Annotated in this window: 17 protein-coding genes; 7 read left to right on the top strand and 10 right to left on the bottom strand. The window is 69.1% G+C overall.

Features of this window, described 5'->3' with window-relative positions; translation table 11 throughout:
* Positions 1 to 6 precede the first annotated feature (6 nt).
* The 4 genes from J1C47_RS15540 to rfbC form a co-directional block, all read right to left on the bottom strand.
* The gene (locus J1C47_RS15540) at positions 7 to 2415 is read right to left on the bottom strand and encodes a tetratricopeptide repeat protein (protein WP_207351696.1); all 2409 of its coding nucleotides are present in this window, start codon (positions 2413 to 2415) and stop codon (positions 7 to 9) included.
* Positions 2416 to 2862: 447 nt separating this feature from the next.
* The gene (rfbD, locus tag J1C47_RS15535) at positions 2863 to 3744 is read right to left on the bottom strand and encodes a dTDP-4-dehydrorhamnose reductase (protein WP_207351695.1); all 882 of its coding nucleotides are present in this window, start codon (positions 3742 to 3744) and stop codon (positions 2863 to 2865) included.
* A 24-nt stretch (positions 3745 to 3768) separates the two neighbouring features.
* A complete protein-coding gene (rfbB, locus tag J1C47_RS15530) occupies positions 3769 to 4821 on the bottom strand; it encodes a dTDP-glucose 4,6-dehydratase (protein ID WP_207351694.1) in 1053 nt (350 codons plus the stop codon).
* 10 nt (positions 4822 to 4831) lie between these two features.
* Complete coding sequence (rfbC, locus tag J1C47_RS15525) at positions 4832 to 5398, bottom strand: dTDP-4-dehydrorhamnose 3,5-epimerase (protein WP_207351693.1); 567 nt, start codon at positions 5396 to 5398, stop codon at positions 4832 to 4834.
* A gap of 132 nt (positions 5399 to 5530) precedes the next feature.
* Between rfbC and rfbA the strand changes: the two genes are divergently transcribed.
* Entirely contained in the window at positions 5531 to 6403 is an 873-nt protein-coding gene (gene rfbA / locus J1C47_RS15520) for a glucose-1-phosphate thymidylyltransferase RfbA (RefSeq protein ID WP_207351692.1), read from the top strand.
* Between the two features lie 241 nt (positions 6404 to 6644).
* Positions 6645 to 7556, top strand: coding sequence for a formate/nitrite transporter family protein (locus tag J1C47_RS15515; protein WP_207351691.1), 912 nt, complete (start codon positions 6645 to 6647; stop codon positions 7554 to 7556).
* A gap of 395 nt (positions 7557 to 7951) precedes the next feature.
* Here the strand turns inward: J1C47_RS15515 and eno are convergent, their stop codons facing one another.
* The 6 genes from eno to tpiA form a co-directional block, all read right to left on the bottom strand.
* On the bottom strand, positions 7952 to 9226 hold the full coding sequence (gene eno / locus J1C47_RS15510; RefSeq protein ID WP_207351690.1) for a phosphopyruvate hydratase: 1275 nt from the start codon (positions 9224 to 9226) through the stop codon (positions 7952 to 7954).
* A 936-nt stretch (positions 9227 to 10162) separates the two neighbouring features.
* A complete protein-coding gene (gene kdsA, locus J1C47_RS15505; protein ID WP_207351689.1) occupies positions 10163 to 10999 on the bottom strand; it encodes a 3-deoxy-8-phosphooctulonate synthase in 837 nt (278 codons plus the stop codon).
* A complete protein-coding gene (locus J1C47_RS15500) occupies positions 10996 to 11832 on the bottom strand; it encodes a VOC family protein (RefSeq protein ID WP_207351688.1) in 837 nt (278 codons plus the stop codon). Before J1C47_RS15500 ends, kdsA begins: the two co-directional genes overlap by 4 nt.
* 53 nt (positions 11833 to 11885) lie before the next feature.
* Positions 11886 to 13514, bottom strand: a complete 1629-nt coding sequence (locus J1C47_RS15495; RefSeq protein ID WP_207351687.1) for a CTP synthase — start codon at positions 13512 to 13514, stop codon at positions 11886 to 11888.
* 386 nt (positions 13515 to 13900) lie between these two features.
* Positions 13901 to 14860: a preprotein translocase subunit SecG gene (secG, locus tag J1C47_RS24135; RefSeq protein ID WP_207351686.1), complete on the bottom strand. Its 960-nt coding sequence runs from the start codon at positions 14858 to 14860 to the stop codon at positions 13901 to 13903.
* Between the two features lie 80 nt (positions 14861 to 14940).
* Positions 14941 to 15702: a triose-phosphate isomerase gene (gene tpiA, locus J1C47_RS15485; RefSeq protein ID WP_207351685.1), complete on the bottom strand. Its 762-nt coding sequence runs from the start codon at positions 15700 to 15702 to the stop codon at positions 14941 to 14943.
* A 225-nt stretch (positions 15703 to 15927) separates the two neighbouring features.
* Here tpiA and J1C47_RS15480 point away from each other — a divergent pair, with 225 nt between their 5' ends.
* From J1C47_RS15480 to J1C47_RS15460, 5 genes are read left to right on the top strand one after another with little or no spacing between them, the layout of a single operon-like run.
* Positions 15928 to 17814 (top strand): peptidylprolyl isomerase, encoded by a 1887-nt coding sequence (locus J1C47_RS15480; protein ID WP_207351684.1) that lies wholly within the window; start codon positions 15928 to 15930, stop codon positions 17812 to 17814.
* On the top strand, positions 17811 to 18842 hold the full coding sequence (gene trpD, locus J1C47_RS15475; protein ID WP_207351683.1) for an anthranilate phosphoribosyltransferase: 1032 nt from the start codon (positions 17811 to 17813) through the stop codon (positions 18840 to 18842). Before J1C47_RS15480 ends, trpD begins: the two co-directional genes overlap by 4 nt.
* Entirely contained in the window at positions 18839 to 19687 is an 849-nt protein-coding gene (gene trpC, locus J1C47_RS15470) for an indole-3-glycerol phosphate synthase TrpC (protein WP_207351682.1), read from the top strand. The genes trpD and trpC overlap by 4 nt, the downstream gene beginning before the upstream one ends.
* Complete coding sequence (moaC, locus tag J1C47_RS15465) at positions 19684 to 20190, top strand: cyclic pyranopterin monophosphate synthase MoaC (protein ID WP_207351681.1); 507 nt, start codon at positions 19684 to 19686, stop codon at positions 20188 to 20190. The genes trpC and moaC overlap by 4 nt, the downstream gene beginning before the upstream one ends.
* Positions 20187 to 21392 (top strand): molybdopterin molybdotransferase MoeA, encoded by a 1206-nt coding sequence (locus tag J1C47_RS15460; protein WP_207351680.1) that lies wholly within the window; start codon positions 20187 to 20189, stop codon positions 21390 to 21392. Before moaC ends, J1C47_RS15460 begins: the two co-directional genes overlap by 4 nt.
* The last annotated feature ends 71 nt before the right edge of the window (positions 21393 to 21463 follow it).

Below are 21463 nucleotides of genomic sequence, written 5' to 3'. Positions count from 1 at the left end.
AGCTACTCACAGGCTACCAGGGAGATTGCGGGCATCGCGGACCGCTCTGTCCGGGCATGACGTGACGTCGAGGAATTCCAGGGCACGATGAACGGAAGGAAGCCCTATCAAGCGATAAGGTAACGTAACGTCAAGCCAAATCGGAGCGACGGTGGGATCGAGGCCGAAGACGCTCCGTCCCCAGCGGGATTCGACCACCGCGCGCTCCGCCCGGCTGCGGGCGTGGCGCTCGGCATTGAGGTGGTCGAGCCCGCGCGACTTCGACTCGTGATGAAACAGCCGCAGGTGCGGCGCGAAGATCACCTTCAGGCCTTCGGCCCTGAGGCGAAGGCACAGATCGACGTCGCTGTAGCCGACGGGAAGGTGAACGGCTTCGAAACCGCCGAGCGCGGCGAAATCGGCGCGTCGGACGGCGAGGAAGGCGCCTGTCACGGCGCCGACCCGGCGGGTCTTCGCCCAGCGCCCCGAAGGGCCCGGCGCGTCCGCGGGTTCGAAGAGGCCGTCGTGGATCACCGACCCCTTCCAGCCGAAGAGGATCCCAGCATGCTGCACCGTCGCGTCAGGATAGAGCAGCTTGGCGCCGATCGCGCCGACCTCCCCCCGCGCGAGCAGGCCGCGCAGCGTCTCGTCCCATCCCTCGCTCAGCATCTCCATGTCGTCGTTGGCGAAGACGAGGATCGGCGTTTCAGCTCCCGCGGCCGCGACGTTGTTGAGATGCGACCAGTTGAACGGGCCGTCGTCGCGCAGGAGCTCGACGCCAGCGCGCCGTCCCAGCGCCTCCAGCCGGGCGCGCTCCGACGGTTCACGAGTGCCGTTGTCGACGATGCGGCAGAAAAGCAGGGCCGGGACAGCCGCCTTGCCGAACAGGCTGTCGATGAAGGCTTCGCAGTCGGCGGCGTTGTCGCGGGTGGCGACGACGACGGTGATCGCCTCGCGCTCCGCCTTCGGCAGCCAGGTGACGCCGAGGCCGGCCCCTTCCGTCGTCTTGTCGGAAAGCGTCACGCGGCCGGCAAGGCCGGAGCGCTCGAGATGCCGCTCGACGGCCCGGCGGTGGCCCGCGAGCGCCGCGACCCTCGCCGCCTCGCGCCCCTCCCGGTCGCCCTCGAAGACGACGAGCGGATAGGGCAGGTGGGCGACGGCGGCATCGGCGCGGACTGCCGCAAGAAGCAGTGCGGACGCGAACTCCGCGGAGCTGCTTCCGCCGAGTTCGGGTCCGAGCCGGGTGAGGACCGCCCTGCGAAGGGCGATCGTCTCGCCCCAGCTGTTCTCATGCAGCAGCATGTCGGGGTCGAGCCCGCCCCGCGCCTCGAAGGCGAAGGGCTCGCGCGAGCCCGGCAGCGACCACTCCTCGTCGCAGGTGAGAAAGTCGGCGGCGGTATTGGCGAGGCCCGCTTCGAACCAGGCGACGCAGTGGCGGTGCAGCGCCGCGCCGGACGCGACGAAGAGGACGGCGTCGCAGCCGGCGTCCTCTCCGGTGGCCGAAATCTCGCCGGCGGCGCCTACCTCGGCCCCATCGACGGCGATCCGCCCGTCGGCCCGCGCGATCCGCGCGACGGCCTCGGCGAGGTCCGGATCGACGTTTCGAAGCCGCGCGCGCCAGCGCGTCGACGACTGGGCGAGAAGCGATCCGACCAGGCGGTGCAGCGCCTCGGCGCCGAGCCCGGCGGCATCCGCGACGATCAGGAAGTCCGGTGCCGCGCCCGGCAGGGCCGGCGGCGGCGGCGGAATGTCGTAGATCTGCCGGAACAGGCCGTATGACTGTGCCGGAAAGGCCGTGAGACTGGCGATGTCCGGGAGCTGCGCGGCGATGTCGGACAGACGGCGGCGCATCGCGCCCACCTCCGCGACGAGCGACAGCGTCGCCTCCAGCCCATGGACGACGATCTGGCCGCGCAGTCCTTCCTCCTGCGCGTCGGCCTCGCCCGCCTGGATCAGTTCCCAGCCTGCGTCGCGATTGGCCGGATCGAGACGCAACACCGTCCGGTATGCCGAAAGGGCTTCCGAACGGCGACCGGCGAGCTTCAGGGCATGGCCGCGCTGCAGATGGATGTCCGGGTCTCCCGGCCGGTCGCGCAGGGCACTGTCGTAAAAGGCGAAAGCCGCGTCCAGTTCGCCGCAATCCTTGTGCATGTTGCCGCACTGGACCTTGATGTTCGTGCGGGTGGGATCGCGTTCGAGCGCCGCCTCGAAGGCCCGCGCCGCCTCGCGCGGCCGGCCGGCCTCCCGCAACCTCTTGCCCTCCATGATCAGTGGCGCGGCGCGCAGGGCGCGCTGCAGCGTGCCGAGCCGCCCGAGCGGAGCGGCTCGACCGCGACCCGCCCCGGAGGCGGGCGCGGCCTCGCCGCCGCTGCCCGTCGCCGGAAGTCCCGGCGCGGCGCCGAGCGCCCGCAGGATGGATCTCAGGCGGTCGAACATCAGGCCGGACGCACCCGGCGGAGCCGCCGAGACCCGGCATCGCGACGGATCGCGACATGTCGGCCAGGGGCTGTGGCGTCACGGCCGCCGGCGAAGGCTCGGGTCGGCGCCGCATTTGTCATGTGGGTCCCGGCAAGGCTGGCGGAAAGAGCGTTCGGAGCGTGACGCATTCTGTCCTCTCTCCTTTCCGACGGGGATCTGCCTGCCGATGGCGTTCCGTCCCGGTTGGGCCGGAACGAATGTGCCGCCCGGGCGGGCGGGATCGCCGAACAAGGCCTTCCGAGCAACGGTATGCCGCCGGAAGCTGCACTGCAACACGAACCGTGCCGCGCGAAAAAGGCGTAATTCGGATCGCGACGCGACTTCGCCGCAATTGCCTCCCGCCTGCTTGCCTCTCGGCAGCTTTCGCCGAGGCCGAGGGCTGCCGGTGAGAGCCGACGCTCGGTTTCAGGCCGAGGCGGCAAGCGCCGAAAGGCAGCGGTCGACGCCGCCCTTCCATTCCGGCAGCGCGTGACCGAAGACCGTCTGGAAGCGCGTCGGGTCGAGCCGCGAATTGGCCGGGCGCCGGGCGGGCGTCGGGTAATCGGCGGTCGCGATCTTCTCGACCGCCGCAAACGGTCCGCCGCGCGCCTTCGAAGCCGCGAAGATCGCTTCGGCAAAGCCTGCCCAGGTCGTCTCGCCGGACGCGACCATATGGTAGGTTCCCGGCGAGACGCCCTCCGGCTCGGCCGCGAGCCTGTCGCAGACCGCGAGGATGCCCGCGGCGATGTCGGGCGCATAGGTCGGGGTGCCGCGCTGATCGGCGACGACCCTGAGGACGTCGCGATCCGTCGCGACGCGCAGCATCGTCTTCAGAAAGTTGTTGCCGTAGGGGCTGTAGACCCAGGCGGTGCGAAGCACCACCGCCTTCGGGTTGGCGGCGAGCACCAGCCGCTCGCCCTCCAGCTTGCTGGCGCCGTAGACCCCCGTCGGCCCGGTCGCGTCGCTCTCGACATAGGGGCCGTCCTTGTCGCCCGCAAAGACGTAGTCGGTCGACAGGTGGACGATCGGGATCCCGGCGGCCGCCGCGGCCGCGGCGACGTTCTCCGCCCCGGCGGCGTTCACCGCGAAGGCCGCCTCCCGCTCGCTCTCCGCCTTGTCGACGGCGGTGTAGGCGGCCGGATTGACGACGATCGCCGGCGCGAGGTGCGCGATCGCCGCCTCGACCGAGGCACGGTCGGTGAGGTCGAGCTCCGGCCGCCCGAGGCAGGTGATCGCATGCCGGTCGTCGGCAAGGTCGGCGAGGCAGCGGGCGACCTGCCCGTCGCGGCCGGTCACGAGTATGCGCATCGTCATCCCTCCAGTCGTCCGCACTCAGGCCTTGCCGAGGCGCTGGCCGGCATAGCGCTCGCGCAAGGGGCGCCACCAGCTGTCGTTGTCGAGGAACCAGCGGATGGTCTTTTCGAGGCCGGTGTCGAAGGTTTCCTCGGCCTTCCATCCGAGTTCCGTCTCCAGCCGCGTCGCGTCGATGGCATAGCGCAGGTCGTGGCCCGGACGGTCGGCGACGAAGGCGATCTGCTCGCGCCGGCTCCGGCCGTCGTCGCGCGGCGCCAGCCGATCGAGCGTGTCGCAGATCGTGTGCACGACCTCGAGATTGGAGCGCTCGTTGCGCCCGCCGACATTGTAGGACCGGCCGACCTCGCCGCGCGTCGCGATGGTCGCGAGGGCGCGGGCGTGATCCTCGACATAGAGCCAGTCGCGCACGTTCTCGCCGCGGCCGTAAACCGGCAGATCCTTGCCGTCGAGGCCGTTGAGGATCATCAGCGGAATGAGCTTTTCGGGAAAGTGATACGGCCCGTAATTGTTCGAGCAGTTCGAAAGCACCACCGGCATCCGGTAGGTGTGGTGCCAGGCCATCGCCAGATGGTCTGAGGCCGCCTTCGATGCCGAATAGGGCGAGGACGGGGCGTAGGGCGTGTCTTCCGTGAACAGCCCGCCGCCGAGCTCCAGCTGGCCGTAGACCTCGTCGGTCGAGACGTGATGGAAGCGGAAGCCGTCGCGCCGCTCGCCGGAAAGTTCCGACCAGTAGGCGCGCACCGCCTCCAGGAGATCGAAGGTGCCGACGACGTTGGTCTGGATGAACTCGCCGGGGCCGTCGATCGAGCGGTCGACGTGGCTCTCGGCGGCGAGATGCATGACGACGTCGATCTCGTTGTCGCGCAGCAGCCTGCCGATCGCCTCGCGGTCGCGGATGTCGACCTTGGCAAACTGGTAGCGCGGATCGTTGGAGATCGGCTCCAGCGAGGCGAGATTGGCCGCGTAGGTCAGCTTGTCGACGTTGACGACGCTGTGGGCGGTGTCGCGGATCAGGTGGCGGCAGACGGCCGAGCCGATGAAACCGGCACCGCCGGTGACGAGAAATCGCATGGCGGGCGCCTCAGGGCTGATAGGTGAAGATCACCGGCGTTTCGGAAAGCGTCGGCGCGACCTTGTCCTTGTCGGAAAGGATCGGCGCCTCGCCGGCGAGCGGCCAGTCGACGCCGATCTCGGGATCGTCCCAGCGCATGCCGCGGTCGTGCTCGCCCGAATAGGGGGCCGAAACCTTGTAGAAGACCTCGGTGTCCGGCTCGAGGGTCAGGAAGCCGTGGGCAAAGCCCTTCGGCACGAGGATCTGGTTGAACGCCCTGGCCGAGACCTCGAGCGCCACCCACTTGCCGAAGCTCGGCGAGCCGTGCCGGATGTCGACCGCGACGTCGAGGATCGCGCCGCGCAGCACCCTGACGAGCTTGTCCTGGGCGAAGGGCGGCGTCTGGTAATGCAGGCCGCGCAGCGTGAACTTCGCTGCCGAGAAGGACTGGTTGTCCTGGACGAAGGGCATCGAGACGCCCGCCTCGGCAAAGCGCTGGGCGTTGTAGGTCTCACAGAAGAAGCCGCGGTCGTCGCCGAATTTGCGCGGCTTGATTTCGATGACGTCGGGAATGGCGAGGGGCGTGACTTCCAGCATGTCGATCCTTCTTCGGACGGCTTGAAGCTCTGGTCCGGCGGCGCCGGGCCCGATCGAACGCTACGCGATGGTGGCGCTGGACGCCGGGATATATTAAGCCGCCCACATCGGCAATCGCGAAAGGAGCATGGCGTGAAGGGCATCATCCTGGCCGGCGGCAGCGGAACCCGCCTTCACCCGATGACGCTGACGGCGTCCAAGCAGCTGCTTCCCGTCTACGACAAGCCGATGATCTACTACCCGCTGTCGACGCTCATGCTGGCCGGGATCAGCGAGATCCTGCTGATCTCGACGCCGCACGACCTGCCCCGCTTCAAGGCGCTGCTCGGCGACGGCAGCCGGATCGGGCTGAAGCTGGACTATGCCGAGCAGCCGAGCCCGGACGGCCTCGCCCAGGCCTATCTGATCGGCGAGGAATTCGTCGGCCGCGAGCCTTCCGCGCTGGTTCTCGGGGACAACCTCTTCTACGGCCACGGCATGCCGTCGCTGATGCAGCGGAGCATCCGGCACGAGAGCGGCGCGACCGTCTTCGCCTATCACGTCAACGATCCGGAGCGTTACGGCGTCGTCGACTTCGACAGCGCCTTCCGCGCCACCTCGATCGAGGAAAAGCCGGCGAAACCACGCTCCAACTGGGCGGTCACCGGGCTGTATTTCTACGACGGCCGGGCGGCCGAGTTCGCCCGTTCGCTCAAGCCCTCGCCGCGCGGCGAACTCGAGATCACCGATCTCAACCGCATCTATCTCGAGGAGGGCACGCTGGAGGTCTCGCGCATGGGCCGGGGCTATGCCTGGCTCGACACCGGCACGCCGGACTCCCTTCTCGAGGCGGCCGAGTTCGTGCGCACCCTCGAACATCGCCAGGGCTTCAAGATCGCCTGCATCGAGGAGATCGCCTACGAGATGGGGCTGATCGGCCGCGACCAGCTGGCGAGCCTCGGCAAGGAACTCGGCAAGAGCACCTACGGCCAGTACATCCAGAGGATCGCCGCGACGGAGCGCTGACGCTCGCCACGGGCGGGCAGCCCCGGAGGCCGGCGGTCGGGCGTCTTGAGCCGAAGGCCCGCCGGCCGAAATGCATCGGCGGAACGGATCGGCGAGAAATGCGCCGGCCCCGCCGTGACGCTCCGTTTCCCGCCGAAGGGGCGGCGCGCGACAATTCGGCGCCTATCTTCGATCGGCCTTGCTCCCGGTCCGCAACGCGAGATCTTTGCGGCAGGACGTCTCTCTCGAAGGCCGATTGCGAATGGATGCACCCACACCCCATGGCGACGACGCGGACAACCTCAACACCCGCCGCCATTCCAACGACGTCACCGAAAAACGCATCGAGGAAGAAGGCTCGACGCTCACCCAGACGGAGTTGCGGGAGATCGAACGGCGGCTGAGCCTCAGGCCGCTGGCGATCTACGAACTGGTGCGGCAGGAAGGCGAAGACGAGCTGACGCGGCCGGCCTCCAGCCTGTGGTGGTCGGGGCTTGCGGCCGGCCTTTCGATCGGCTTTTCCGTCTTCACCCAGGCGGTGCTGCGGGCCTATCTGCCGGAGACGCCCTGGCGCCCGCTGATCGAGTGCTGGGGCTATTCCGTCGGCTTCCTCATCGTCATTCTCGGCCGCCAGCAGCTGTTCACCGAGATCACCCTGACCGCGACGCTGCCCGTCCTCGCACGGCCGCGCTGGATCGGCGTCAAGGCGCTGATCAGGCTCTGGTCGGTGGTCTTCGCCGCCAACATGGTCGGGACGGCGATCTACGGCGCCGGCATCGCCTACGACGTGCTCGGCACGCCCGACATCACCGCCGCCGCGCTGGCGATCTCCCGCGAGGCGATGGCGACCGGGCCGTGGTCGACGCTGCTGCGCGGCATCGTCGCCGGCTGGCTGATCGCCACCGTCGTCTGGCTGCTGCCCTCCGCCCAGAACGCCGGCTTCTTCGTGATCGCGCTCCTGACCTTCCTCATCGCGCTCTTCCACCTCTCCCACGTCGTCGCGGGATCGGTCGAGGCGATGACGCTGATGTTCTCGGGGGAACTGATGCCGCATCACGCGATCTGGGGTTTCTACCTGCCGGCCCTTATCGGCAACATCGTCGGCGGCTCGGCGCTGTTCGCGCTGATCAGCTACGGCCAGGTCGCCCCGGAACTGGACCCCAAGGGAAATTGACGACGGCGCCGCAGAAAATCCCGCATGGCATCGAGCGCCCTCGCCCTCATATGGTTTCCGGCAGATCACTTCGTGACGCCGGAAACAACGACGCTCATTCGCCGCGCGGGCTTGATACGAGCACCGCTCTGATCGAGCGGATCACGTATCAGGCGCCGCCAGAGGCGGCCTCGAAGGCCGAGGGTTCCGTTCGACCGGTCATGAAGGCGCAAGGGGCGCCTTTCCGGCAGGCCCCCCTCGCCCTTCGAGGCTCGCTCCGCGAGCACCTCAGGATGAGGGGCGCGAGAGCCGCCCGAAGGCTTCAAGGCTTGCGGCATTCGCACCGGGCTTGCGACCGGGCGCGAAACGCCTGGCGCGCCGGCGCCCCACGACGAGGCGCGGAAAGGCTCGCGCCATCACCCCCGGAGGATCGAGCGGCCGGCGAACACCGCCTGGTCGCCGAGTTCCTCCTCGATGCGCAGAAGCTGGTTGTACTTCGCCAGCCGGTCGGACCGCGCGAGCGAGCCGGTCTTGATCTGCCCGCAATTCGTTGCGACCGCGAGGTCGGCGATCGTCGAATCCTCGGTCTCGCCGGAGCGGTGCGACATCACCGCCGTGTAGCCGGCGCGGTGGGCCACCGAGACCGCGTCGAGGGTCTCCGACAGGGTGCCGATCTGGTTGACCTTGACGAGGATCGAATTGGCGACGCCCTTTTTGATCCCCTCGCGCAGCCGCTCGGAATTGGTGACGAAGAGGTCGTCGCCGACGAGCTGCACCTTGCCGCCGATCTGGTCGGTCAGCGCCTTCCAGCCGTCCCAGTCGTCCTCGGCCATGCCGTCCTCGATGGAGATGATCGGATAGGCCGCGGCGAGCTCGCCGTAATAGGCCGCCATGTCGGTCGGCGAGAGCTTCCGCCCCTCGCCTTCGAGATCGTACTCGCCCTTCTTGAAGAATTCGGTCGAGGCCGGATCGAGGGCGATGAAGATGTCCTCGCCCGGCTTGTAGCCGGCCTTCTCGATCGCCTTCACCACGAAATCGAGGGCCTCCTTGGCCGAGCCGAGATTCGGGGCGAAGCCGCCCTCGTCGCCGACATTGGTGTTGTGGCCGGCCTCCTTGAGCATCTTCTTCAGCGTGTGGAAGGTCTCCGCGCCCCAGCGCAGCGCCTCGGAAAACCGCTCCGCGCCGACCGGCATGATCATGAATTCCTGGAAATCGATCGGATTGTCGGCATGGGCGCCGCCATTGATGATGTTCATCATCGGCACCGGCAGGACATGCGCCGAGGCGCCGCCGACATAGCGGTAGAGCGGCAGGCCGGCCGCGTCGCTCGCGGCCTTGGCGACGGCGAGCGAGACGCCGAGGATGGCGTTGGCGCCGAGGCGGGACTTGTTTTTCGAGCCGTCGAGCTGGCGGAGCGCCGTGTCGATGCGGATCTGGTCTTCGGCCTCGAAGCCGCCGATCTCCTCGAGGATCTCGCCATTGACGAAGCCGACCGCCTTTTCGACGCCCTTGCCCATGTAGCGCGAGCCGCCGTCGCGCAGTTCGACCGCCTCGTGGGCGCCGGTGGAGGCGCCCGACGGCACGGCAGCGCGGCCCATCGAGCCGTCTTCGAGGATGACGTCGACCTCGACGGTCGGATTGCCGCGGCTGTCGAGAATCTCGCGGCCGATGATGTCGATGATGGCGGTCATGGGGGCCCCTGTCGAAATGGACGAACGGTTCGACGGGCGTTCTAGACCATGAGGGGAAGGCTGAACAGGCGGCGAAGATCGACACTTTGGCGGCGCGGTGCCGTAAAGCCCAGATCCGCCGCCGGCGGCCGCTCTACCCCCCTCTGTCCTGCCGGACATCTCCCCCGCATAGGGGGAGATCGGGCAGCCGCGACGGTTCCGCCTTTCATTCATCGCCGGGGCGGCGCATCGTCTGGACGTGAGGCAAGCTCGTGAAACGAGGTCGATCTCCCCCCTTGTGGGGGAGATGCCGCCCTTCGGCAGGCTCAGGAGGCAGAGGGGGGCGCGAAGCGCCCGGCGACGCAGGTGAGACGCCCCGCGCAACCTTAAATCGACGACCGTCGGAAGGCTGGTTTCGGCCATGATCAGCGCAGGCCTCAGGCGCATTCGCGTAGGGCCTAGCCGTCATCCTCGCCCTTGTGGCGAGGATCTACTGCCATTGAAGCGATGGATCGGCGCGGTCGGCGCACTTCCGCGGGGGGATCGGCCATGACATGGGACAGTAGATCCTCGCCACAAGAGCGAGGATGACGGCGCCTTTGAAAGCTCCGGCAGCGCTCCCCCCGTGCTCGCCCGCCTCAGCCCTTCGCCAGCTGATCCAGCGCCTTCAGCCGTTTCAGCATCTCGGCCATCTTGTCGAGCGGCACTATGTTCGGCAAAGGCTCCAGAAACCGACGCTCACCCGCAAGCCGTCATCCTCGCCCTTGTGGCGAGGATCTACTGCAAATGAAGCGATGGATCGGTGCAGTCGGCGCGCTTCCGCTGGGGGATCGACCGTGACGTAGGACAGTAGATCCTCGCCACAAGGGCGAGGATGACGGCGGTACAGAGGAGGACGCCGCACCAGAAACTCCGGCGACGGCGGCTAGCCAAAGACGGCAGATCTCGAAGCGACGCTCACCCCTTCGTCAACTGATCCAGCGCCTTCAGCCGCTTCAGCATCTCGGCCATCTGGTCGAGCGGCACCATGTTCGGGCCGTCGGACGGCGCGTTGTCCGGGTCCTCGTGGGTCTCGACGAAGAGCCCCGCGACACCGACGGCCACCGCCGCGCGGGCCAGCGTCTCGACGAAGCGGCGCTCGCCACCCGACGAGCCGCCCTGGCCGCCCGGCTGCTGCACGGAATGGGTGGCGTCGAAGACCACCGGCAGGCCGGTTTCGGCCATGATCGGCAAGGCGCGGAAATCCGAGACGAGGGTATTGTAACCGAAGGAGACGCCGCGCTCCGTCAGGAGCACGTTGGGATTGCCGCTTTCCGTCACCTTGGCGGCGACGTTCTTCATGTCCCAGGGCGCGAGGAACTGTCCCTTCTTGATGTTGATCACCCTCCCCGTTTTCGCGGCGGCGATCAGAAGGTCGGTCTGGCGGCAGAGGAAGGCGGGGATCTGCAGGATGTCGCAGACGGCGCCGACCTCCCGGCACTGCTCCTCATTGTGGATATCCGTCAGCACCGGCAGATCGAAGGTGTCGGCGACCTCCTGGAACACCGGCAGGGCACCCGAAAGGCCGATGCCGCGCTTGCCCTTGAGGCTGGTGCGGTTCGCCTTGTCGAAGCTCGCCTTGAAGACGTAGGGAATGCCGAGATCGTCGGTGATCCGCTTCATCCTCTCGGCGATCATCATCGCATGGTCGCGGCTCTCCATCTGGCAGGGGCCGGCGATCAGCGCGAAGGGCTGAGCGTTGGAGAAAGAGGCCGACTTGGCGGAGACGGTGGTGGCGGTGGCGGCGGTGGTCATGGGCGGTCCTCGATGAAGCGGATGGTGCCGCGGCCATTCGGACAGGCGATCGAAGCGGCGGCGCCTTCGTCGGTGAACGATATTCCCCGGCTCTGCCAGAACTCCCGGGCAAAAGCGAGATCGGCGACCGCCAGCGTCACGGAGTCGACCGTCAGCGCATCCGTCTCACCGGGCACGACGTCGAGGCTGCCGCCCTCGAGGGGGATAGAGAGGATGCCGCCGCCCGCGTCCTGGACCTCACCATCCGCGACGGCGGCGAGGTAGTCGCGATAGGCATGCGGACCGCGCACGCAAAGCGTGACGCCGACAATGCCGGCCGCCCCGTTCGGATGGACGGTCAGCGCCGCGCGATCCGGCTTCACGCGGTGCCGCGCCTCGACGAAGAAGAAGCTCGCCGCCTCGGCAGCGAAGAGCGCCGCGAAGGCGAGGCGGAAGGAAAGCTCCGCCTCGCTTCCGTCCGGCAGGCGCATCTTGCGGGCGAACTCGACGAGGTCCTCTTCGCCCGCTTCTTCCTCGAGCAATTGCTGCCGGTCGGCCAGCGCATCATCGGAGCGGAAGGCAAGCCCAGAAACCGCCGGTCGTTCGGCGAGTGCCCGCATATCCGCATCGCGCTCGACGAAGAGATGGCCTTCCTCTCTCGACCGCTCGTAGGCCGCCCGGTCGACCACCGCCAAAGGCTCGAAATATCGCCCGTCGGCGAAGAAGACACAGGCATTGCCGGTGCCGAAGGGATGGGCGGCGTCCGGGGCGACGCAAAAGCCCAGCCGCTCGAACCATTGCCGCGCGGCGCTCAGCGTTTCGAAGGGCATCACCAGATGATCGATGGACCGCATCGGCCTCTCCTCAGCGCCTTTACGGGGGATCGAGCCGCGAGGGACGCGGAGGGTCAGACCAGTCGCGACTGCTCCAGCGCCGCGGCGACGAAGCTCGCGAACAGGGGATGCGGTTCGAAGGGGCGGGACTTCAGCTCCGGATGGTACTGGACGCCGATGAACCACGGGTGGCCTGAAAGTTCCACCGTCTCCGGCAGGAGGCCGTCGGGCGACATGCCGGAGAACACCATCCCCGCCTCCTCCAGCACCGGCCGGTAGTCGCGATTGACCTCGTAGCGGTGGCGGTGGCGCTCCTCGATGTCGGTATCGCCGTAGATCGAGGCGATCTTCGAGCCGGCCCTCAGCTTCGCCTTGTAGGCGCCGAGGCGCATGGTGCCGCCGAGGTCGCCTTCCGAGGCGCGGCGTTCCAGCTCGTTGCCCTTGAGCCATTCGGTCATCAGGCCGACGACCGGCTCCGGCGTCGCGCCGAATTCGGTCGAGCCGGCCCTGGCGATGCCGGCGAGCGAGCGCGCCGCCTCGATCACCGCCATCTGCATGCCGAAGCAGATGCCGAAATAGGGAACGTTGCGCTCCCGGGCGAATCTCGCGGCGTGGATCTTGCCCTCCGAGCCGCGCTCGCCGAAGCCGCCGGGCACGAGGATGCCGTTGACCCGTTCGAGATAGGGAGACGGGTCTTCCTGCTCGAAGACCTCCGACTCGATCCAGTCGAGCCGCACCTTCACCTTGTTGGCGATGCCGCCGTGATAGAGCGCCTCGATGAGCGATTTGTAGGCGTCCTTGAGGCCGGTATATTTCCCGACGATGGCGATGGTCACCTCGCCCTCGGGGTTGCGGATGCCGTCCACCACCTGATGCCAGCGGGCGAGCTGCGGCTTCGGCGCCGGGTCGATGCCGAAGGCGGCGAGGACTTCCGTGTCGAGGCCCTCGTGATGATAGGCGATCGGCACGTCGTAGATCGTCGCGACGTCGAGCGCCTGGATCACCGCCGTCTCGCGCACGTTGCAGAACAGCGAGAGCTTGCGGCGCTCCTCGGCCGGGACCGGCCGGTCGGCGCGCACCAGCAGGATGTCGGGCTGGATGCCGATGGCGCGAAGCTCGCGGACGGAATGCTGGGTCGGCTTGGTCTTCAGTTCGCCCGCCGTCGGGATGTAGGGCATCAGCGTCAGGTGGACGTAGATCGCGCCACCTCGGGGAAGATCGTTGCCGAGCTGGCGGATCGCCTCGAAGAACGGCAGGCCCTCGATGTCGCCGACCGTGCCGCCGATCTCGCACAGCACGAAGTCGTATTCCTCGTTGCCGTCGAGGACGAACTGCTTGATCGCGTCGGTAACGTGCGGGATCACCTGGACCGTCGCGCCGAGATAGTCGCCGCGCCGCTCCTTGGCGATGATCTCCTGGTAGATCCGCCCGGTGGTGATGTTGTCCATCCGGTTGGCCGAGCGGCCGGTGAAGCGCTCGTAGTGGCCGAGATCGAGATCGGTCTCGGCACCGTCGTCGGTGACGAAGACCTCGCCGTGCTGCGTCGGGCTCATCGTGCCCGGATCGACGTTGAGATAGGGGTCGAGCTTGCGAAGCCGGACACGGTAGCCGCGGGCCTGCAGGAGAGCACCCAAAGCCGAGGAGGCGACGCCTTTTCCGAGAGAGGAAACCACGCCGCCGGTGATGAAGATGTATCGCGCCATGGGCCTTCCCGATAACCGGACGGGGACGATTCTGCCAGTCACAAATCGCGTCGCGGGGTCGATTGGTCGCGGAGGGGGGCGAGAGGCCGGCCGACGAAGGGCTTCGACGCCGCGTCTGACGCGGATCCGCATGATCCTTTCCGAAATGCGTCTGCCGCTTTTCGGGATCGTGATCTGCCGTCGTTTGCGCGCATGATCTCTTCCGAAAACCGGTTCCCACTTTTCGGGATCATGCCCTGCCTTCTCTTGTGCGCATGATCTCCTCCGAAAACCGGTTCCCACTTTTCGGGATCATGCTCAAACGCAGACAGGGCGCCGAAGCGCCCCGCTGGCAGGCTGTCTCAACGACTGCGTCGAAGCATGCGGGCGCCTTCGAAGCGGCCGCCCTACTGCGTCGTCGTGGTGCCGTCCTGTGGCGGCAGCGGCGTCGCCGGCTTGGTCTCGCCGTCCGAAGGCTGCGGCGTCGGGGTTTTTGTCGCGGCCGGGTTCCCGGTCGTCGCGGCGTCGCCAGTCGCGGGAGCTAAATCCGTCCCCGCGGTCCCGGTCGTGCCGGCCGTCCCCGTCGTGTCCGTCGCTCCGGAAGCCGGAGCGGTGGCGGTGTCGCCGCCGGCGGGCGGCGTCTCGGCCGGTGCGTTCGTCCCGGTGGCCGGGCTCTCCGTGCCGGACGGAGCCGTGGAATCGGCAGCCGGTGCGGTCTCGTCGGCGGGCCGGCTGGTGCCGGCGGGCGGTGCCTCGACCGGCGGAACGGTGGTTTCCTTGGCGCCTTCCGGCGTGTCTTCCGCCGGGTTAGCGGGGATCGTCCCGGCAGCAGGGGCGGCGGTATCGGAGCCGGCGGTCGTCCCGCCCTGCGGCGTCGCGGCGGTGCCGCCGTCCGTCGCCGCGCCGGCGGCAGGCGTCGTTTCGCCCGCACCGGCGGCGGGCTGGCTGCCGCTCTCACCGGACTGGTCGATCAGCGACGGGCTCGCCGCGCCGCCGCCCGATGCCGGCGCCGTGCCTGCGGCGTTCTGCCCGTTCCCCTCGCCCTCGGAAGCCGGCAGGCCGCCGAGCTGGTCGAGCAGGCTCTTGTCGCTCTGCGTCGTGTCGCCGTTCTGGGCGGGCAGCGTGTCGAGGATGTCGGTCGGCCTGGCGCCGTAACGCGCCAGAAGGCCCAGCGAAAGCGAAGTGACGAAGAAGCCCGCCGCGAGGATGGCGGTCGTGCGGGTCAGGGCGTTGGCCGCGCCCCGTGCCGACATCAGGCCGCCACCGCCGCCGATGCCGAGCGCCCCGCCTTCGGACCGCTGCAGGAGAACCACGATGACGAGCGCAACGACGATCATCAAGTGGATGATGATGAGAATGGTTTCCATCGAACTTTCGTTGAGGGCTTCTGACTGGAATTTTCGCGCCTTCTACAGAAGGAAACGCCGCATTCCAACCGGATTCCGCGTCAGGACGTCGACGCCGGGCATGCGCGGCATATCGCGACGAAGTCCTGCGCCTTCAAGCTCGCACCGCCGACGAGGGCGCCGTCGACATTGCGCATGCCGAGAATTTCGCCCGCATTGCCGGGTTTCACCGAGCCGCCGTAGAGGATGCGCACGGCCTCGGCGACGTCGGTTCCGAACCGTTCGGCAAGCGTCTTCCGGATGAAGTCGTGGGCCTCGACGATGTCCTCGCCGGTCGGCGTCAGCCCGGTTCCGATCGCCCAGACCGGCTCGTAGGCGACGACGGTGTTCGCCCCGGTCACGCCCTCGGGAAGCGACTGGCGGAGCTGGCGCCCCAGAACGTCAAGGGTCTCGCCCGCCTCGTGCTCGGCCCGCGTCTCGCCGACGCAGACGATCGCGGCAAGGCGCGCGCGCCACGCCGCTTTCGCCTTCGCCTGCACCGTCTCGTCGCTCTCGGCGTGGTCGCTGCGCCGCTCGGAATGGCCGACGATCACGTAGGTGGCGCCGACGTCGGCGAGCATTTCGGCCGAGATGTCGCCGGTATGGGCGCCGGAGGCTTCGGCGTGGCAGTCCTGGCCGCCGGTGGCCGCCTTGCCGAAAAGCAGGCCCGACGTCGCCGAGACGAGAGTCGCCGGCGGGCAGATCAGCATTTCGATGCCGGGCCCGGCCTCCGCGGCCGCCGCCCCTATCGCTTCGAGTTCGGTCAGCTGGCGCAGCAGGCCGTTCATCTTCCAATTGCCGGCAACGAGGGGTCTACGCGTCATGCTTTCTCGTCGTCCTCCCGAGAGTTATCGTGGGCCGGCCCGTCCGTCCGGTCGGCCGCCGGGCGGGACAATCGGCGATGACCTGCGGAAAATCAATCGCCGCGGGTCGCTTGCGCGCCGCGCCGCCTCTTCACTAATAAGGCGGAGCGCGGCCCGCCGGTCGGGAGGCGCTGCAAACGAGGTCGGGCGCTTCAGGACGCCTCGCCCCCAAGGAGGAAGCGGAAGATGCTCGAGACGATGCGCCGGAGCGTGTCCGGCTGGACGGCGAAGATCCTGCTCGGCCTCCTGGTCGTCAGCTTCGCGATCTGGGGCATCGGCACGTCCTTCAACGGCGGCTTCTCCCGCACCGTGATCAGCGCCGGCGACACCGAGGTGACGCCGTCCGAATACGCCTTCACCTACCAGCAGGCGGTCAACCGCATCTCCCGGCAGATCGGCCGGCGGCTGACCAGCGAAGAGGCGGCGACCTTCGGCGTCGAACAGGGCGTCACCAGCCAGCTGATCGCCGGCGCCGTGCTCGACGAGCAGAGCCGCAAGCTCGATCTCGGCGTCTCGGACGAGCGGCTGGCGCAGGTCATCGCCGAGGATCCGGCGTTCAAGGACGCCAACGGCAATTTCTCGCGCCGGAACTTCCAGGCGATCCTCAACAATGCCGGCATCTCCGAGAACGACTACATCGCCCGGCAGATGAACGTCGCGCGGCGCGGCCAGCTGGTCGATGCCGTCGCCAAGGGCGCCGAGACGCCGAAAGCCTTCCTCACCGCCCTCGGCCTCTACAACGGCGAACGCCGGACCATCGACTACGTGACGCTGACGGCACCTGGCGCCGCCGAGATCGAGGATCCGACCGCCGAGGCGCTGTCGACCTATTTCGACCAGAACAAGGCGCGCTACGCCGCGCCGGAATACCGCTCGATCGCCTATGCCGAGGTGACGCCGAAGGCGCTCGCCGACGAAAAGGCGGTGAGCGAGGACGAGGTGAAGGCCGACTACGAGGCGCACAAGGCGAACTACACGACGCCGGAGCGCCGCGACGTCCGGCAGATCGTCTTTCCCGACAAGGCGGCGGCCGAAGCGGCGAAGGCGAAGATCGACGGCGGCGAGAGCTTCGAGAAGGCCGCCGAGGCGGCCGGCCGCTCTGCCGCCGACATCTCGCTCGGCACCGTGACCAAGGCGGCGATCCCCGACCCGAAGATCGCCGATGCCGCCTTCTCGCTGAAGGAGGGCGCGGTGTCGGACGTCGTCGAGGGCCTGTTCGGCCCGGTGCTCCTCAACGTCACGAAGATCGAGCCGTCCGGCGCCCAGCCGCTCGACGAGGTGAAGGAGCAGATCCGCAAGGACCTCGCTCTGTCGAAGGCCGCCGAGGCGGTCGACGCCGCCTACAACGCCTATGAGGACGCCCGCGGCGGCGGCGCCACCTTCAAGGAGGCGGCGCAGCAGGCGGCGATCCCGGTGAAGACCGTCGCGGCCGTCGACCGCAACGGCAACGGCCCGGACGGCAAGCCCGTCGAGCTGCCGCAGAAGTCCGACCTCCTCGCCGCCGCCTTCGACAGCGAGCCCGGCGTCGACGCGCTGCCGGTCAACGTCGATCCGAGCGGCTACGTCTTCTACGACGTCGCCAGCGTCGATCCGGCGCACGACCGCAAGCTCGACGAGGTGCGCGAGAAGGTCGTCGCCGACTGGAAGCGCGAGCGCGCGAACGAACGGCTCGACGCGCTGGCGGCAAAGCTCGAGAAGGAGGTCGAGGGCGGCAAGAGCCTTTCCGACGTCGCCGCCGAGGCGAAGGTCGAGACGCGCAAGGCCCTCGGCATCACCCGCCAGTCGGGCATGTCGGAACTCGGCCGCTCGGGCGTCGACGCGGCGTTCTCCGGCCCGGTCGGCGACGTCGTCACCGCGCCCGGCCCGGCCGAGGCGACCAAGCTGTTGATGAAGGTCGCCGAGGTCTCGCCGCCGGCCGATCCCGCCAGCAATGTCGGCCCCGCCGAGCGGCGGCAGATGGCCGGCATGCTCGAGAACGACCTCTACCAGAGCTACGTGACGCTGCTGCAGAACGAGGTTCCGGTCCGGATCAACCCGAGCGCCCTCGAACAGGCGAAGGCGATGATCCGATGAGCCAGACGCTGAAACCCTTCATCGCCAAGGCGGCCGAGGGGCGGGTTCTGACGCGCGAGGAGGCGACCCGCGCCTTCGAGATCATGATGAGCGGCGAGGCGACGCCGTCGCAGATCGGCGGCCTCCTGATGGCGCTGCGGGTGCGCGGCGAGAGCGTCGACGAGATCACCGGCGCCGTCTCGGTGATGCGGGCGAACATGGCCCGGGTGGTCGCGCCGGAAGGCGCGATCGACATCGTCGGCACCGGCGGCGACCACGCCGGAACGCTCAACATCTCCACCTGCTCGGCCTTCGTCATCGCCGGCTGCGGCCTCGTCGTCGCCAAGCACGGCAACCGCGCGCTCTCCTCCAAGTCCGGCGCGGCCGACGTCCTTGCCGCGCTCGGCGTCGACGTCGACCTGAGGCCCGAACAGATCGGCCGCGCGATCGCCGAGGCCGGCCTCGGCTTCATGTTCGCGCCGACCCACCATGCGGCGATGCGCTTCGTCGGCCCCTCGCGCGTCGAGCTCGGCACGCGGACGATCTTCAATCTCCTCGGCCCGCTCGCCAATCCGGCCGGGGCGAAGAAGCTGCTCGTCGGAGTGTTCTCGCGCGACTGGCTGCGGCCGATCGCCGAGACGCTGCTGGCGCTCGGCACCGAGGCGGCCTGGGTGGTCCATGGCGACGGGCTCGACGAGATGACCACCACCGGCACGACCGAGGTGGTCGAGCTGAAGGACGGCGTGATCAGCCAGTTCAGCGTCGATCCGGAAGAGGCCGGCCTGAAACGCTGGCCGATCGCCGGCCTGAAGGGCGGCGACGGCGCCTACAACGCCGCGGCGCTGAGATCGGTGCTTCAGGGCGAGCCCGGCGCCTACCGCGACACGGTCCTCCTCAATTCCGCCGGCGCCCTCGTCATGGCGGGGGCCGTCGCCGATCTTCATGCCGGCGTCGAAAGGGCCGCCGAGGCGATCGACGCAGGGCACGCGCTCGCTGCGCTGGAGCGCCTCGCCGGCACGACGCAGCGGCTCGCCGCGGAGAAGAAATGACCGACATCCTCGCCCGCATCCGCGACTACAAGCTCGAGGAGATCGCCGCCGCCAAGGCAAAGATGCCGCTCGCCGAGATCGAGGCGCGGCTTGCCGATGCCGGGCCGGTGCGCGGCTTTTGCGCGGCGATCGAGCGCCGCCTTAACGCCGAAGGTTTCGCGCTGATCGCCGAGGTCAAGAAGGCGAGCCCGTCGAAGGGCCTCATCCGCGAGGATTTCGATCCGCCCGAACTCGCCCGGGCCTACGAAGCGGGCGGCGCGACCTGTCTCTCCGTCCTCACCGATGCACCCTCCTTCCAGGGCCGGCCGGACTATCTGACCGCCGCACGGGCGGCGACGCGCCTGCCGGCGCTCCGCAAGGACTTCCTCTACGATCCCTATCAGGTCGCGGAGGCGCGTCTCTGGGGGGCGGATGCGATCCTCGTCATCATGGCGGCGGTCTCCGACGACGTCGCCGCCGCGCTGGAGGAAGCAGCGGCGCGCCACGGCCTCGACGTCCTCGTCGAGGTGCACGACGAGGCGGAGACCGAACGGGCGCTGAAGCTCGCCGCGCCGCTGATCGGCATCAACAACCGCAACCTCAAGACCTTCGAGACCAGCCTCGACACCGCCGCGCGGCTGGCGCGGCTCGTGCCCGCCGACCGCATCGTCGTCGGCGAGAGCGGCATCTTCACCCATGCCGACTGCCTGGAACTCGCCGAGCACGGCATCCGCACCTTCCTCGTCGGCGAGAGCCTGATGCGCCAGGCCGACGTCGAGGCGGCGACGCGCGTTCTCCTCGGCAGCCCGCGCGAGGGTTCCGCCGTCGCCGATGAAGCAGGCGGAACCGACGGGGCCGGGCGATGAGCGGGGCGCCGGACGGGCCGCGGCTCACCCATATCGACGCCTCCGGCAAGGCCGCCATGGTCGACGTCGGCGACAAGGCCGAGACCGAGCGGGTCGCCGAGGCCGAGGGCTTCGTCGTGATGCGGCCCGAGACCCTCGCTCTGATCGAGAGCGGGACGGCGAAGAAAGGCGACGTCGTCGGCGTCGCCCGGATCGCCGGCATCATGGCGGCCAAGCGCACCCACGAGCTGATCCCTCTCTGCCACGCGCTGATGCTTTCCAAGGTCGGCGTCGAGATCGCTCCGGAGCCCGCCCTGCCGGGCCTGCGCGTCACCGCGACGGCGCGGCTCACCGGCCGCACCGGCGTCGAGATGGAGGCGCTCACCGCCGTCTCCGTCGCCTGCCTGACGATCTACGACATGGCGAAGGCCGTCGACCGCGAGATGGAGATCACCGGGGTGAAGCTCGTCGCCAAGTCCGGCGGCCGGTCCGGCGATTTCCGCCGCGAGGCACCGGCATCATGATCTCGGTCGAGGACGCCTATCGCCGGCTCGTCGAAGCCGCCGCTCCCGTCGGCCGCACGGTCTCGGTGCCGCTGCGCGAGGCCGCCGGCCGGGTGCTCGCCGAGGACGTCGTCGCGCTGCGCACCCAGCCGGACTTCGCCGCCTCGGCGATGGACGGCTACGCGCTCAGGGCGGACGATGCGCAAGCGCCGTTCCGCGGCCTCAGGGTAGTCGGCGAATCGGCGGCAGGCCGCGCCTTTCCGGGCCGTGTCGGCCCCGGCGAGGCGGTGCGCATCTTCACCGGCGCGCCGATCCCGCCCGGCGCCGACGCCATCCTGATCCAGGAGGACGCCGAGCGGACCGAGGACGGCATGGTCCTGCCGACCGAGGCGGTGACCGAAGGCCAGCACGTCCGCCCGGCCGGCATCGACTTTTCCAAGGGCCGGCTGCTGCTTGCCGCCGGCACCGAGCTTTCGCCGGGAGCCGTCGCGCTCGCCGCCAGCGGCGGCCATCCGGCGCTCCGCGTCCTCGACCGGCCGAAGGTCGCCGTGCTTGCGACCGGCGACGAGCTCGTCCCGCCGGGCGCCGCCGTCGGGCCGTCGCAGATCGTCGCCTCCAACGGCTACGGGGTCGCCGCGCTGGTCGAGGCGGCCGGCGGCACCGTGCTCGACTGCGGCATCGCGCCCGACCGCGAGGAGGCCATCGCCGCCGAACTCGAACGGGCGCTCGACGCCGGCTGCGACTGCTTCGTGACGATCGGCGGCGCCTCGGTCGGCGACCACGACCTCGTCGGCCGCGTTTTTGCCGCCAGCCGGATGGAGGTCGCCTTCCTCAAGGTGGCGATGCGCCCCGGCAAGCCGCTGATGGCCGGCCGGGTCGGCGACATGCGCCTCGTCGGGCTGCCGGGCAATCCGGCGTCGTCCATGGTCGCGGCGACGCTGTTCCTCGCGCCGCTGGTGCGCCGCCTCGCCGGCCGGCCCGACCGCGCGCCGACGCGCCCCGCTGTGCTCGGCGCCGACGTTCCCGCCAACGGCCTTCGCGCCGATTTCATGCGATCGCGCCTCTCGACCGGCGAGGACGGCGCGGTTGTCGTCACGCCGCTCGACCGCCAGGATTCCTCGCTGCTCTCAATCTACGCCGCGGCCGACGCGCTTCTCGTCCGCCCGCCGCACGCCCCGGCCGCCCGTGCCGGCGAGGCCTGCCGCATCGTCGACCTCGCCTGAGGCGCCGCTTCACGGATCTCCCAGGTACCATGGCAAGGAAGCCGAAAAGGGGCTTGCGGAACACAACTAGA

Origin of the sequence: Jiella sonneratiae (assembly GCF_017353515.1) — a bacterium.
GTDB classification, from domain to species: domain Bacteria; phylum Pseudomonadota; class Alphaproteobacteria; order Rhizobiales; family Rhizobiaceae; genus Jiella; species Jiella sonneratiae.
This window is presented reverse-complemented; position numbering and strand designations above follow the sequence as displayed.

Excerpts from the sequence above, each read along its gene's own strand:
- J1C47_RS15540 (WP_207351696.1), bottom strand. The coding sequence starts at position 2,415 with ATGTTCGACCGCCTGAGATCCATCCTGCGGGCGCTCGGCGCCGCGCCG.
- rfbD (WP_207351695.1), bottom strand. The coding sequence starts at position 3,744 with ATGCGCATACTCGTGACCGGCCGCGACGGGCAGGTCGCCCGCTGCCTC.
- rfbB (WP_207351694.1), bottom strand. The coding sequence starts at position 4,821 with ATGCGATTTCTCGTCACCGGCGGTGCCGGTTTCATCGGCTCGGCCGTC.
- rfbC (WP_207351693.1), bottom strand. The coding sequence starts at position 5,398 with ATGCTGGAAGTCACGCCCCTCGCCATTCCCGACGTCATCGAAATCAAG.
- J1C47_RS15515 (WP_207351691.1), top strand. The coding sequence starts at position 6,645 with ATGGATGCACCCACACCCCATGGCGACGACGCGGACAACCTCAACACC.
- eno (WP_207351690.1), bottom strand. The coding sequence starts at position 9,226 with ATGACCGCCATCATCGACATCATCGGCCGCGAGATTCTCGACAGCCGC.
- kdsA (WP_207351689.1), bottom strand. The coding sequence starts at position 10,999 with ATGACCACCGCCGCCACCGCCACCACCGTCTCCGCCAAGTCGGCCTCT.
- J1C47_RS15500 (WP_207351688.1), bottom strand. The coding sequence starts at position 11,832 with ATGCGGTCCATCGATCATCTGGTGATGCCCTTCGAAACGCTGAGCGCC.
- J1C47_RS15495 (WP_207351687.1), bottom strand. The coding sequence starts at position 13,514 with ATGGCGCGATACATCTTCATCACCGGCGGCGTGGTTTCCTCTCTCGGA.
- secG (WP_207351686.1), bottom strand. The coding sequence starts at position 14,860 with ATGGAAACCATTCTCATCATCATCCACTTGATGATCGTCGTTGCGCTC.
- tpiA (WP_207351685.1), bottom strand. The coding sequence starts at position 15,702 with ATGACGCGTAGACCCCTCGTTGCCGGCAATTGGAAGATGAACGGCCTG.
- J1C47_RS15480 (WP_207351684.1), top strand. The coding sequence starts at position 15,928 with ATGCTCGAGACGATGCGCCGGAGCGTGTCCGGCTGGACGGCGAAGATC.
- trpD (WP_207351683.1), top strand. The coding sequence starts at position 17,811 with ATGAGCCAGACGCTGAAACCCTTCATCGCCAAGGCGGCCGAGGGGCGG.
- trpC (WP_207351682.1), top strand. The coding sequence starts at position 18,839 with ATGACCGACATCCTCGCCCGCATCCGCGACTACAAGCTCGAGGAGATC.
- moaC (WP_207351681.1), top strand. The coding sequence starts at position 19,684 with ATGAGCGGGGCGCCGGACGGGCCGCGGCTCACCCATATCGACGCCTCC.
- J1C47_RS15460 (WP_207351680.1), top strand. The coding sequence starts at position 20,187 with ATGATCTCGGTCGAGGACGCCTATCGCCGGCTCGTCGAAGCCGCCGCT.